Here is a 14,607-nt window from a genome sequence, read left to right as displayed (position 1 = left end):
CTTGGCGCCCCAGCCCCTCAACCTCGCCGATATCGTTCAGGCTTCGTTGCAGACCGGCCCGGGTTCGACCGGGCCGGTCTGCCATTGGTGGCTAGAGCAAAACGCCATCATGCGCGTTTTTTGTGACAGCCGTATCAACCGTAACTTCAAACGCACCGTTTCCGTCGCCGTTGTCATCCCCTGTTCTGGCCACGGCGATCTCGTGCACCTTGCCGTCGATGGTCAGCCGCGCTTTGAAGCCTTGCCAGTCCGAAGGAAGGGCGGGATCGACGATCAGTCGTTCGCCCTCCTTGCGCAGGCCGAGGATGCCTTCCACGGCGACGCGGTAGAGCCAGGCGGCCGAGCCGGTGTACCATGTCCAGCCGCCACGGCCGGTGAGATCCCCATGGCCGTAGACGTCGGCGGCCACGACATAGGGCTCGACCCGGTAGACATTGGCGTCTTCGCGGTTCAGTGCATGGGTCACCGGGTTCAGCATCTGGAAGGCCTTCCAAGCATCGTCGCCGCGCTTCAGGCGGGCGAGCGCCAACACGACCCAGGTGGCTGCATGAGTGTACTGACCGCCGTTTTCCCGCACGCCGGGCGGGTAGGCCTTGATGTAGCCCGGGTCCTGCTCGGTGCCGGAAAGCGGCGGGGTGAACAGGCGGATCAGGCGGTGCTCGTCATCGGCAAGCTCCGCAAGCACCGCATCCATGGCCTGCGTGGCGCGGGCCGGATCGCCTTCGCCCGAGAGCACGCTCCAGGACTGGGCAATCGAGTCGATGCGGCATTCATCCGACATGGCCGAGCCGAGCGGCGTGCCATCGTCATAATATCCGCGGCGGTAGTGCGTGCCATCCCAGCCTGCCGTTTCCAGCGCCTGCTTGAGACGCTCGAGATGCGCGGTCCAGGCGGTAACGCGGGCGGCATCGCCACGCGCTTCCGCGATGCTCGTGAAGTCGCGCAGCGTGGAGGCAAGGAACCAGCCGAGCCAGACGCTGGTGCCGCGACCCTCGATGCCGACGCGGTTCATGCCGTCGTTCCAGTCGCCGCCGAGGATCAGCGGCAGGCCGTTTTCGCCGGTCCGCTTGATCGCGAGGTCGAGGGCTCTGGCGCAATGCTCGTAGAGGCTTGCGGTGGTTTCCGAGACCTTCGGCTGGAAGAAGCTGTCGTGCTGGCCGGGCGCGAGCGCCGCCCCCTCGATGAAGGGAATGGTCTCGTCCAGAATGTCCGTCGTGCCGGTCACCTCGCAATAATGCTGGGTGGCATGGCCGAGCCAGACGACGTCGTCGGAGATCAGCGTGCGCACGCCGGCGCCGGAGCCCGGCAGCCACCAATGCAGCACGTCGCCTTCCGCAAACTGCCGCGCGGCAGCGTTGAGGATCTGCGTCCGCGCCAGTTCCGGCCGGTGCACGATGAAGGCCAGCGTATCCTGCAACTGGTCGCGGAAGCCGAAGGCGCCGCTTGCCTGATAGAAAGCCGAGCGGGCGAGGATGCGGCAGCCGAGGCTTTGATAGGGAAGCCAGCGGTTGATGAGGTTGTTGAACGCCTTGTCCGGGGTCTCGATTTGCACGACGCCGGTGAAGGCTTCCCAGAAGGCGGTCGATGCTTCAAGAACGGCATCGAACGTGTCGGCCTTGGCGGCTTCCAGATGTTCGAGCGCCTGTGCGCGATTGTCGCTGTCGCCCATGTAGAAGACGAGGTCGCGGGTTTCGCCCGGCTTCAGGGTGAGGTCGAACGAGACGGCCGCGCAGGCATCGCCATCGATATCGGAGCTGCCGGTGAGAACCGCGCCGTCGACCACGGCCTGTGGTGCCAGGATGCCACCCGTGCGGCCAAGGAACTCGCGGCGGCTTGCGGTAAAGCTCGTCGGGGTTTCGCTGACGGCGAGGTAGGCGGTCCGCCCGGCATAGTCGATGCTGTAAGGGTTGGTTGCCGACATCATTCCCGCGACCTCGTCATAATGGCTGACGACGAAGGGGGCGGTGCGGGCGCGGTTGTTGCCGAGCACCCATTCGACATAGCCGTAGAGACGCAGGCGACGGGCCTCGCCGGCGCCGTTCGCCAGGCGCAGGCGGGTATATTTTACGGGCAGCGTGCGATGCACCGTCTGCGTGGCTTCCACCGTCAGACCGTCCTGACCGCTCGAGAAGGTGGAGACGCCGAGGCCATGGCGGGTTTCGAAGGTCACATCCTTGCGACGCGAGAGGGCGCCATAGGGCGTGACGACCGAACCGCTGGTCATGTCCTTGATGAAGATCGCCTCTCCGGGGCGGTTGCCGACCGGGTCGTTGGTCCAGGAGGTCAGCTGGTAGTCGCGCGAGTTGCGGCTCCAGGTGAAGGCCGAGCCTTCGGCCGAGACGTGGAAGCCGAAGATGTCGTTGGAGATGACGTTGATCCACGGATGCGGCGTCGCCTCGCCACCGCGCAGGCGGGTGACGTATTCGCGGCCGTCGGCCGAGAAGCCGCCATAGCCGTTCCAGAAATCGAGCCCCTCGCCGGAGATCACGGCCGGTTCGGCATCGGTCAGGGTCGGGGCTGCCAGCATCGGGAAGGACCCGGTGGCCGGCTTGTCCTTCTTGATGCTCGGCGTCGAATAGAGCGCTTCGGCGCGGGCCATCTGATCGGAGATCTTGCCGTTGCGAGCATGGAAGACAGCGCGCGAGGCGGACAGCAGCGCTGCCCATGTCTCGGCTTCCATGATATCGCGGCGGACGGCAAAGACGTGCTGGCGCGCGCCGTCTGACTGGCCGCGCAGGCGCAGGTTCTCGCACATGCTGTCGATCGCGTGCTGCATGTCCTGCGCATAAGATGCGGCGCGCTCGTTGATGATCACCAGATCGGCGGTGACGCCACGGGCACGCATATATTCCTGCGCGCGGAGCGCTTCGCGGGCAATGCCCATATCGACATCGTCGTTGATACGAACGGTGAAGATCGGGAAATCGCCGGAGATCGCGAGCGGCCAGAGGGCCGACTGCGGTCCGAGGCCGGCCCGCACCGTCGCCGTATCCGCCCGAAGCTGCATGTCGGGATAGATGAGGTATCGGCCGAGGATCTGGAAGCTTGCAGCTTCCTGCGAGGTCACGCCGACATGGCGCATCTGCACCTGGCTGCGGGTCCACGCATGGATCATCTCATGGCTGAAGCTGTCCGGGTGGCGATAGCGCTCGACGGCACGATCGATATCCGCGCGGTTGGGCGCCGCGATCGTCCAGAAGATGACGCTGACCTTCTTGCCGGCCGGCACGCGCACGGTGCGGCGCAGCGCCATGACAGGATCGAGCGTGAAGCCCGATGTTCCGGAGAGGCTGACGTCGCCGTCGAAGGCGCGGGCTTCCGCCAGCGTGCGGCCCTCGCCGATGAAGCGGCGACGATCTGTCTCCACCTCTGTCGGACGGTCGGTGCCGGCATTGTCGACGATCAGGTGCGCGACCTGCATGTCGGGCTCGCCTGGCGTGCGCTTGTTGCGCATCACGCGGATCAGGTCGCCCTTGGCGTCGATTTCCGTCTTCAGGAACATCTTGGCAAAGAGCGGATGCGCGTTGTCCGTATCGTCCGTCGTCAGCACCGGCTCGGCATAGGAGGTCACTTCGATGAAGCGGTCCTCGGAGCCTGTGTTGACGAGCGTCACGCGCCGGCCTTCGGCATCGTGTTCGGTCGCGACGATGACTTCGACCTCGCTGGTGAGATCGCCGACGATCTTGATGAACTCGGCCTTGTCGTCACCGAAGCGGGTCGTCGCCTTCTCGCCTTCCGCACGGCGCGGCTCTGCGGTGGCCGACCACCAGTCGCCGGTCGCGGTGTCGCGCAGGAAGATGAAGGTGCCGGTGCGGTCCTCTACCGGATCCGGCTTCCAGCGCACGACGGTCTGGCCGTTCCAGCGGGAGTAACCGGACCCGACGGCGGTCAGCATGATCGCGTAATGGCCATTCGACAGGAACACGGTCTCGCGGTCCTTGGCGAGCGGGTTCTTGACGACGCGGACTTCGGGGCGGAGCAGGTCTTCCTGGCCCTTGCCCAGCGCTTCGGGTTCGCGCTTGGCGTTCATGATAGGGATATCGCGCGGCGCCTTTTCCTGGAGCAGGAGTTCAGCGGCCTCGATGACCGGATCGGCGTGGAACCACTCACGCAGGCGGCCATTGAAGACCACGTTGGCGACCGCCGCGATCGACATGCCATGGTGGTGCGCATAGTAGTTGCGCACGACCGCGCAGGTCTTGCCTTCGGGAACGCGGGTCGGCGTGAAGTCGACCGAATCGTAGAAGCCGTACATGCCAAGCGCGCCGAAGCCACGCAGACGGTCGAGGTTCGCGAGCGCCGCCTTTGGATCGTACATGCTGGCGAGGATCGAGGCATAGGGCGCGATGACGGCATTCTGACCGAGACCGCGCTTCAGGCCGAGCGAGGGGACGCCGAAGTTGGTGTACTGGTAGGTCAATTCATGGTCGCGCGCGTTGAAGGCGGCTTCCGAAATACCCCACGGCGTGCCGAGGCGACGGCCGTGGTTCATCTGCTCGCGCACGATCAGGTTGTTCGTCTGGTTGAGAATGCCGCCCTGGCGTTCCTGCATGACGAGCGGGGGCATCAGATATTCAAACATCGAGCCTGACCAGGAGACCAGCGCGCCACGCGCGCCGATCGGCACGACCGGGCGGCCGAGCTTGTACCAGTGCTCCGTCGGCAGGTCGCCCTTGGCGATCGCAAACAGGCTGGTCAGGCGGCATTCCGAGGCGAGAAGGTCGTAGCAGGCCTCGTCGAGCTCGCCGCTGTTGACGCGGTAGCCGATCGAGAGCAGGCGGCGTTCCTTGCGGAAGAGGAACGTGAAGTCCATCGAGAAGGCGATGTCGCGGCTGCGGTCTCGCAGCACGATGAGACGCTGGCGCAGGGCATCGATGGCGCCAAGGTCGAAGACGCTGTCGGCGATGTGTGCCTCGCAGGTCTGGACCAGAAGGCCGGCCCACTTGACGACTTCGCCGCTGGCGCCGCTTTTCACTTCGTGATCGAGGTTCAGCGACAGCTTCTGGATGTCGCGGGCGAGCACCGAAAGGTTGATGACGCGGATCGAGGCGAATTCGTGCTCGCGCTTGACCGCCTGCAGCGCGCTCTGGAAGCCGATCAGGCGTTCCTCGATGCGGCGGCGCAGGGGCCGGACCGTCTTGCGGTCGTCGGGAAGGGCGGCCAGCATTTCGGCGAGGATCGATACGACGTCGCCGATGCCGTCGAGGCTGCCCTGCACATGCGCCGAGGGCGCTTCCGCCCATTCGCGGCACATGGAGGAGACGGCAATGAGGTGGCCTGCCAAGTTACCGCTGTCGACGGCCGAGATATATTTCGGCTCCATCGTCTCCAGGCGGTTGGTCGTGTACCAGTTGAACAGGTGGCCGCGATATTTCGGCATGGCGTCGACGGTCGCGATGGTTTCCTCGAGACGGCGGATGGTTTCCTCGAAACCGATCCAGCCGAAGTCGCGGGCCGACATGACCGAGAGCAGGTAGACACCGATATTCGTCGGCGACGTCCGCTCCGCGAGGATCGGATGCGGGATTTCCTGAAAATTGTCCGGCGGCAGGAAGTGCTGCTCGGCAGTGACGAAATCCTCGTAGAAGCGCCATGTCCGGCGCGCGATCTTGCGGAACTCGGCTTTCACCTCGTCGGAAACGTCGAGCTGGTCTTCGGTCTCGGCGGATTGGCTGACGAGCCAGGCGATGGCCGGGGACAGTGCCCAGAGGACGGCGAAGGGAATGCCGATGAAGGGCAGGCCGGTGGCGGAGACGGCCGCCAGTCCGAGCGATACCGCGGCGATGACGGGGGCGATCCACATGGTGCGGTAGTAGTCGAGCACGGTGCCGGTGGCGCCGCTCTGGACCTGGGCGGCCGTGCGCCATTCGAGCATCAGCTTGCCGCTGACGAAGGTGCGGTAGACGGCCCGCACGATCGCATCCAGCATCATGCCTGCGGAATGGGCGATGAAGACGATACGCAGCGCCACCTGAGCATTGGCGGCGCTGATCTCGGAGAGGACGGCATGGAAATGCGCCCGGGCAACGATGTCGTTGCGGCGCGGCATCAGGCCGGAGATGAGCGAGAGAGTGGGCGCCACGAAGAGCGAGAAGATCAGCACGACCTGCCAGATCAGCGCCTGCGTCGGCTCCATGTAGTACCAGCCGAGCACGGAGGCGATGAGCCAGGCGACGGGGATCAACGAGCGACGCAGATTGTCGTACATCTTCCAGCGGCCGAGCATGGAAAGCCCGTTCGACGGATTGAAGATGTAGGGAAGGAGCTGCCAGTCGCCACGCGCCCAGCGATGCTGGCGCGAGGTCTCGACCTCGTAGCGGATCGGGAAATCCTCGACGAGCTCGACGTCGGTCACCAGAGCGCAGCGTGCGAAGGATCCTTCGAGAAGGTCGTGGCTGAGAACCGCGTTCTCGTCGATGCGGCCCTTGATCGCCGCTTCAAAGGCGTCGACATGATAGAGGCCCTTGCCGGTGAACGTGCCTTCCGAAACGATGTCCTGATAGACGTCGGACACCGTGAAGACGTAGGGGTCGATGCCGCGATTGGCCGAGAAGATGCGCTGGAAGGACGAGGCTTCGCTGCCGGTCGTCAGCGACGGGGTGACGCGCGGCTGAAGGATCGAATAGCCCGACAGGATCTTCTGGTTCTTGACGTCGATGACCGGTCGGTTGATCGGGTGATACATCTTGCCGACGAGCTTGGTAACGGCATCGCGCATCAGGCGCGTGTCGCTGTCGAGCGTCATGACATACTGGACGTTCTCGGGCACCTTGTCGGCGCCGGATATGAAGGTCGTGTCGCGGTCGCCGCGCAGCAGCAGGTTCAGCTCGTGCAGCTTGCCACGCTTACGCTCCCAGCCCATCCACGCGCCTTCGCCCTCATTGTAGAGGCGGCGGCGGTGCAGAAGATAAAAGCGGGTGCGGCCATCATGGGCATAGCGCTTGGACAGCGTCGCGATCTCGCCCTTGGCATATTCCAGGACGTCGAGGTCGGCGGCGGTTTCCTCGGTCTGGCTGTCGGCCCAGTCGCTGACCAGCGCGAAATAGATCTCGCCCTTGGGGTTCGCGAGGTAGTGGACCTCGATGTTGCGGACGAGTTCGTCCACGTGATCGCGCTTGGAGATCAGGCAGGGAACGACGACCAGCGTGCGCGCATCTTCGGGAACGCCGGAGAGAAATTCGTATCCGACGAGCCGTGACGGCGTGAGGAAGAAGGTCACGACCGTGTTGAAGAGACCGGCGGCTCCCTCGGAGGCGGGCAGGGCGAAGAGCAGCAGGATGATGAGCTTGGCGCCTGTCGGCATGTCCATGGGGCTGATGAAGTCATAGACCAGCACGATCGCGAGGATCGTCAGGATGAGGTTTGGCAGAGCGATGGCGAGCCAGCCCATGCGGCGCGCCGTGCGCACCACCGACTGAACGGGTGTCGGTCTGTAGCCGATGGCCTCCTCGAAAGCGTCGGTCTGGTTTCCAACCAGGAAATCGCCGACATTTGTCGCGTGAATCTGGATATCGTCCTCGATCACAGGCGCGGTGCCGGTCTCAACCGACGTCTCGTCGGCTGCCGGCCGTATCGGCACGACATTCTGCCCCTCGGCTGCCATGGCGATGGCGCGCTGGGTGACATCCAGCTCGGTCAGGCCGGAGCGCTTGGCAAGGCGTTCGATCGTCGTACGGTACTTGTTGCGGGAGCCGAAATCGAGCGCCATGTAATCGGAGTGCTCGCGCAGTTCGGCGTCGAGCTTGCTGACGCTTTCGAACCAGACGGCCCAGTCATTGTCGTCGATTTCGCGCAGTGAGCGGATAATGTTGCTCATCGTCGCATTGCCGGATGACAGGCGGTTCTGCTCGGCGACTAGGGCCTCTTCGACATCGCTGCCGCGCTTTTCCAACTGTTCCTCGAGCCAGCCGATGACGACGCGGCCGCTCTGGGAGCCGTCGCGCAGGCGGTAGAGAAGCTGGGCAACGAAAGAGTTGTCGGCTGCCAGACCTTCGTAATCCGTGAGCAGCGTCGCCGCCTTTTCCGGATCGCTCAGGCGGACGATCTGGTCGGCCACATCGTTCGCCTTGTGGCGCATGGCGCGCGAGCGCTCGACGCGGATGGCAATGCGGCGCAGGTTTTCGATAAGAATGAAGCGCAGGATAGAGGGAAGCGCCCAGAGCTCGCCGATCTTGAAGGTGGCATGCTCATGGAAGCCCTCGACCATGGCGGTCAGGCTTTCGCGCGATACGGTGGAGTGGGTGTGGGCCGTGTAGAGCCAGGCCAGCGCCATGGTGCGCGGAATGGACGTACCGGCGACCGGAATCGTGGGCAGCTGTCGGTAAAATTTCCGGGGGAAGTCGCGCCGGACCTCCTGGATCGCTTCTTCCACGACGTAATGGTTGTCAAGCAGCCATTCCGCCGCCGGCGTGATGGTGGCGCCGGCTTCCACGTCGGCGGCCGTGATCCTATAGACCCGGAAGATCTCGCCTTCGTTCTCTCGGTGACGCTGCTGGAACTCGAACGGGAGAAAGCTCGGCAGGGTCGTCGCACCGTCTCGTGCCAGTGCGGCACCTGCGGCCCGAAGTTCCTCGTTCGTGAAATAGGTCGAACGGATCGAGTCGTTGGTGTCGAGGAGGGCGGGCTGGGCTCCGCGCGGCGAGGTCGTGTGTGTTTCTTGCAGGGCCATGGAGCGGGTTCTGGATCCAACCGTTGGGTTAAGAGGTAAGGCGACTGCACGGCGCGCAGTCGGTCGGCGTGAGGCGTGGCCTCTCAATCGGGCGCTTTCACGGCACCGGCATCGTTTGCAGGGGACCGCGACCGGGAAAGCCCGGCTGAGGGACCCCGCCAGCATCGCGGCAGCCGATCCGTGAGAGGGTGCGGAAAAGCACCATCCCGATCGCCGACAAGCGCGATTGCCGATCGGATGTGAGGCATCTAAAATAAAGGCTTTATTGTCTAGCGGGATGCCGGTGTGCTTGCAAGGCAAAGCGCAGCCTCGGCGCGGCCAGACACAGCGTGGAAAGCGCGAGAAGGCAGAGCGTCGTCACAGATCTTTTCGGATGACATTCGATGGCCGCCACCTCCCGGGCTCAAAGCGAAAGCATGGCACTTCTCTCCCCACGGAAACGCGGCTTGCTGCCTTTTGTTCCGTAAGCTGTGTCTTGAACGTGAAGGCTTCAAGCTCTGTCGTCATGTCACCTGACCCATGATCCAGTCCCGGAAGGCAAGGCCTGCCCGGTTCTCCATCTTTCCCTCGGGAACCACGAGGTAATAGCTGTTCTCGGTCTTCATCGGCCGGTCGAACACCACGACCAAGCGGCCGATTTCAAGCTCGTGCTCGATGAGATAGCGCGGCAGGAGGGCAAAGCCGAGGCCGGCGATAGCTGCCTCGATCACCATGGCGAACTGGTCGAACCGGCTGCCGCGATAGGCGCTGCCGGCCGTCGTGCTGTTCGCCTCGAACCATTCCGCCCACATCTTCGGCCGGGTTGCGAGGTGCAGCAACGGCGCGCCGTCGAGGCTGACCGGCTCGGGGGCAGGGTGGCGCGCCAGAAGGGCTGCGCTGGCCACGGGCACGATGACCTCGCTGCAAAGATAGTCGCAGGTCGCATGCGCCCAGACCGGCTGGCCGTAATGGATCGCGACATCGAAATTTTCCTCGCCGAAGTCGAACGGCTGCGACCGGGCGGCGATGTTGAGGATGGTATCGGGGTGGAGGCGAAGGAAGTCGGAAAGGCGAGGCGTCAGCCAGCGGCTGCCGAAGGTCGGCAGCGTCGCGATCGACAGGGCATTGTCCGAGCGGGCGGCGCCCATGGCCCGCACCATCAGCTCTTCCGACTGGCGCAGCAGGCGACGCACTTCCGGCAGGAATTTTTGGCCTGCATCCGACAGGATGACGCGCTGGCGGATCCGCTCGAACAGGAGCACGCCGAGCTGGCCTTCCAGGTCTTTGATCTGGCGGCTGACGGCGCTCTGGGTCAGGTTCAGTTCCGCTGCGGCCTGGGTGAAGCTGCCATGACGCGCGGCGCATTCGAACGCCTGTAGCGTGGCAATGTCGGGCACCAGTCTTCGGCTCAACTTCATTCCAACCCCGCATGACCATAGTCAAAACAGTCGCAATCAAAGCGCATTTCGGGGTAGTATCATACGAAACCAGAATGATCAGCGCGACACATCCTATCGTGACGCCATATCGCGAGGCAAGCCGCCGTGACCGAGAAGACCTTCGTTCAAACCGACGATATCCGTTCCGCCTTTTCCGCCGCCATGTCGGCCATGTACCGGGCGGAAGTGCCGGCCTATGGCACGCTGATGGATCTCGTGGCCGAGGTGAATGCGCAGGTGCTCGCCGCGCAGCCCGTGCTTGCCGAGCGGCTGGCCGACACCGATGCGCTGGAGCGGATTTCCGAAGAGCGGCACGGCGCGATCCGGCTCGGCACGCCTGCGGAATTGTCGATGATGCGCCGTGTCTTCGCGGTCATGGGCATGTTTCCGGTCGGCTATTACGATCTCAGCACGGCGGGCGTGCCGGTCCATTCCACGGCGTTTCGCCCCGTTGGTGCGGCAGCCCTCAGCCGCAACCCCTTCCGTGTCTTCACGTCGCTGCTGCGTCTCGACCTGATCGACGATGCGGATCTGCGGGCGGAAGCCGAGCGCGTGCTGGCGACGCGCGCGATCTTCACGCCCCGCGCCGTCGCGCTCACCGAAAAAGCGGAGGCCGAAGGTGGCCTCGATGCCGAGGACGCCGCTGCCTTCGTCGAGGCGGTGCTGGAGACGTTCCGCTGGCACGACAAGGCCATCGTGGATGCCGGTCTCTACAAGCGGCTGCACGACGCGCATCGCCTGATCGCCGACGTCGTTTCCTTCAAGGGTCCGCATATCAATCACCTGACGCCGCGCACGCTCGATATTGATGCGGTGCAGATGCGCATGCCGGAAAAGGGCATTGCGCCCAAGGCCGTCATCGAAGGCCCACCGACGCGGGCCTGCCCGATCCTTTTGCGCCAGACCTCGTTCAAGGCGCTGGACGAGCCCGTATCCTTCAAGGACGAAGACGGCGCCTGGGTTGCCGGTTCCCATACGGCCCGCTTCGGGGAGATCGAGCAGCGCGGCATCGCGCTGACCCCGAAAGGCCGGGCGCTTTACGACGCCCTTCTCGACCGGTCGCGCAAACATGTCCGCCCCGCCGCCGACGGTTCCAATGCCGCGGCCTATGAGCAGGCGCTGGCGGATGCGTTCAAGGACTTTCCGGACAGCTGGGAGGGTATCCGTGCCGAGGGGCTCGGCTATTTCACCTACAGCCTGACGGATGCGGGCCGTGGTTCCGAGATTGCGGGCGATCTCGAGACGCTCCTGCGTGAGGGGCGCGTGCGGTTCGACCCCATTGTCTACGAGGATTTCCTTCCCGTCAGCGCGGCCGGTATCTTCCAGTCGAACCTTGGCGATGCCGCCGCGCAGGATTTCTCCGCCAGCCCCAGCCAGCAGCAGTTCGAGGCCGATCTCGGACAGGCCGTGCTCAATGAATTCGACCACTACGCAGAAATCGAGGCGGCCTCGATCGCGGCCTGCCTGTTCGGTCCGTCGGCACAGGAGACATCGCGCGCAGAGGCAGCTGAATGACCCTTCGTGTCGTGATCGGAGAAGAGCATGCACGCGCACTGACGGCGCTGGTGGGCGAGCGCGGCTTCGTGTCCGACGCTGGCGACATGGCGGCCTACGAGACGGGTGCGCGCTATGATGCCGGCCGGGCGCTGGCTGTCGTGCGGCCGCAGACCACGCAGGAGGTCTCCGCCGTGCTCTCCTACTGCGTGCACCATGGCCTGGCGGTCGTGCCGCAATCGGGGAATACCGGGCTCGTCTCCGGCTCGACGCCGGATGCGGCGGGCGGGCAGGTGGTGCTCAGCCTCGACCGGATGACCGGCCATTTCGCGCTCGATGCCGATAACCGCTCGCTGGAGGCCGATGCCGGCTTGCTCCTGTCGGACGTCAACCGGCGGCTGGAGGCCTCCGGCCTGTTCTTTCCGATCGATCTCGGGGCCGATCCGCGCCTTGGCGGCATGATCGCCACCAACACCGGCGGGTCCCGTTTTCTGAAATATGGCGATGTCCGGCGCAACGTGCTCGGGCTGACGGTTGTCTTGGCCGATGCCGAGGGGACGATCCTCGAATTCGGGCAGGCGCTGCGCAAGAACAATACCGGCGTCGATTGGAAGCAGCTTTTCATCGGCACCTCCGGCGCCTTCGGCGTCGTCACCCGCTGCGTGCTCAATCTGGAACGCCTGCCGCTGCAGACCGCCACCGCCTATCTGGTGCCGGCGGGGCCTGAAGCGGTGATGCCGCTGTTGCGGCTGATGGAAGAACGGCTCGGCACGACTCTGTCGGCCTTCGAAGGCATGTCGCGCAACGCCATCGCGGCCGCGCTCGATCATGTGCCTTCGCTCCGCAACCCGTTCCAGAACGGCGAGATCCCTGACTATGTGATTCTGGCCGAGGTCAGTCGGACGTGGCAGTCTCGCGAAAGCGAGGAGCCGCTCGGCGACATGCTCGAATCCGTGCTGGCCGAGATCTTCGAGACCGAAGCGGCGCCGCTTGCCGACGCCTTCATCGGCCCGGCCCACGAGATGTGGGCGTTGCGGCACGCCCTGTCGGAGGGCGTCAAGCAGTCCGGCCGGCTCATCGCCTTCGATGTCGCGTTTCGTCGCGGCGATATCATGGCGTTCTGCGAGCGGATGAAGCGGGATATGCCTGAGCGCTTTCCGCAGGCGCGGATCTGCGATTTCGGCCATATCGGCGATGGCGGCGTGCATCTCAACATCGTCTTCCCGCGCGATGCTAAGGGGCTTGCCGATGGTTCTCTGGAAACGGGCCTGCGCGACTGGGTCTATGCTGTGACGGTCGAGGATTTCGCCGGCAGCTTCAGCGCCGAACACGCCATCGGCCGCAAGAACCAGCATTATTACGATCTCTATACGCCGCAGAAGATCAGGGACATGGCCTGCGGCCTGCTCACCCTTACTTCGCCCGGCGGGCTCGGAACCGTCCGCTTCGGCTGATCCCCTTTCAGGAGTTAACATCATGAACATCGCCCAAAAGCCGCTCGACGTCGTCGCAGAGACGGCCCGCCTTCTCGGCCTTCTCGGCGTCGATCCATCTACTTATACCGGCGGCGATATGGCGTCCTTCTCACCGGTGACCGGTCAGGAGATCGCACGTCTCAAGACCATTTCGGCTGATGAGGCCGCAGCCCGCATCGAGGCCGCGCATGCGGCGTTCAAGGCCTGGCGCCTGATCCCCGCGCCGCGCCGCGGCGAGCTCGTCCGCCTGCTCGGCGAGGAGCTGCGCGCGCACAAGGCCGATCTCGGGCGCCTCGTCTCGCTCGAAGCCGGCAAGATCCCGTCCGAAGGTCTCGGCGAAGTGCAGGAAATGATCGACATCTGCGACTTCGCCGTTGGCCTTTCCCGCCAGCTCTACGGCCTGACCATCGCGACCGAGCGTCCCGGCCACCGGATGATGGAAACCTGGCACCCGCTCGGCGTCATCGGCGTCATCTCGGCTTTCAACTTTCCGGTCGCCGTCTGGGCCTGGAACGCCGCGCTCGCTTTCGTCTGCGGCAATGCCGTGGTGTGGAAGCCTTCGGAAAAGACACCGCTGACGGCGCTGGCCTGTCAGGCCGTGCTCGAAAAGGCCATCAAGCGCTTCGGCGAGGATGCGCCGTCCAGCCTGTCCTGCGTCCTCATCGGTGATCGCGGGATCGGCGAGGTTCTGGTCGATCATCCCAAGGTGCCGCTCGTCTCGGCAACGGGCTCCACCCGCATGGGCCGCGATGTTGGCCCCCGGCTTGCCAAGCGCTTCGCACGTGGCATTCTGGAGCTCGGCGGCAACAATGGCGGTATTGTCTGCCCGTCGGCGGATCTCGACATGGCGTTGCGCGCCATCGCCTTCGGTGCCATGGGCACGGCCGGCCAGCGCTGCACGACGCTGCGCCGCCTGTTCGTCCACGAAAGCGTCTATGACGCGCTGCTGCCGCGGCTGAAGAAGGCCTATGGCAGTGTGTCCGTCGGCAATCCGCTCGAAAGCACGGCTCTCGTCGGCCCGCTGGTCGACCGGCCGGCTTATGAGGGCATGCAGAAAGCGCTTGAGGAGGCAAAGGCCCATGGCGGCAGCGTGACGGGTGGCGAGCGTGTCGATCTCGGCCATGCCGGAGCCTATTACGTCAAGCCGGCGCTGGTCGAGATGCCGGAGCAGGCCGGGCCTGTGCTGGAGGAAACCTTCGCGCCGATCCTCTATGTTATGAAGTACAGCGACTTCGACGCGGCGATTGCAGCCCATAATGCCGTGGCCGCTGGCCTCTCCTCATCGATCTTCACCCGCGACCTGCAGGAGTCCGAGCGGTTTCTCTCGGCCGATGGCTCGGATTGCGGTATCGCCAACGTCAATATCGGCACGTCCGGTGCCGAAATCGGCGGCGCGTTCGGGGGCGAGAAGGAAACCGGCGGTGGTCGCGAATCCGGCTCGGACGCCTGGAAGGCCTATATGCGCCGGGCGACGAACACGGTGAACTACTCCAAGGCACTGCCGCTGGCGCAGGGCGTCTCGTTCGATATCGAATAGGTGCATTCGCATGAG

5 protein-coding genes are annotated in these 14,607 nt (G+C 64.7%); 3 read left to right on the top strand and 2 right to left on the bottom strand.

The genetic code is table 11. The features are described from left to right. Positions 1-91: 91 nt before the first annotated feature. Entirely contained in the window at positions 92-8,668 is an 8,577-nt protein-coding gene (locus GA0004734_RS02905; RefSeq protein ID WP_092931040.1) for a GH36-type glycosyl hydrolase domain-containing protein, read from the bottom strand. Between the two features lie 503 nt (positions 8,669-9,171). Further along, on the bottom strand, positions 9,172-10,065 hold the full coding sequence (locus tag GA0004734_RS02900; RefSeq protein ID WP_092931038.1) for a LysR family transcriptional regulator: 894 nt from the start codon (positions 10,063-10,065) through the stop codon (positions 9,172-9,174). A gap of 126 nt (positions 10,066-10,191) precedes the next feature. Here GA0004734_RS02900 and GA0004734_RS02895 point away from each other — a divergent pair, with 126 nt between their 5' ends. The 3 genes from GA0004734_RS02895 to GA0004734_RS02885 are packed head-to-tail and all read left to right on the top strand — an operon-like array spanning position 10,192 to position 14,592. Continuing rightward, positions 10,192-11,601 carry a 2-oxoadipate dioxygenase/decarboxylase HglS gene (locus GA0004734_RS02895; protein WP_092931036.1) on the top strand — a complete coding sequence of 470 codons (1,410 nt, stop codon included), beginning with the start codon at positions 10,192-10,194 and terminating at the stop codon, positions 11,599-11,601. 11 nt (positions 11,602-11,612) lie between these two features. Beyond that, entirely contained in the window at positions 11,613-13,034 is a 1,422-nt protein-coding gene (locus tag GA0004734_RS02890; protein WP_092935829.1) for an FAD-binding oxidoreductase, read from the top strand. 22 nt (positions 13,035-13,056) lie between these two features. After that, on the top strand, positions 13,057-14,592 hold the full coding sequence (locus GA0004734_RS02885) for an L-piperidine-6-carboxylate dehydrogenase (RefSeq protein ID WP_092931034.1): 1,536 nt from the start codon (positions 13,057-13,059) through the stop codon (positions 14,590-14,592). Positions 14,593-14,607: the final 15 nt, after the last annotated feature.

It is taken from the genome of Rhizobium sp. 9140 (assembly GCF_900067135.1).
Classification (GTDB): domain Bacteria; phylum Pseudomonadota; class Alphaproteobacteria; order Rhizobiales; family Rhizobiaceae; genus Ferranicluibacter.
Note: the sequence above shows the minus strand (reverse complement) of the source record. Positions and strands in the feature narration are given on the sequence as shown.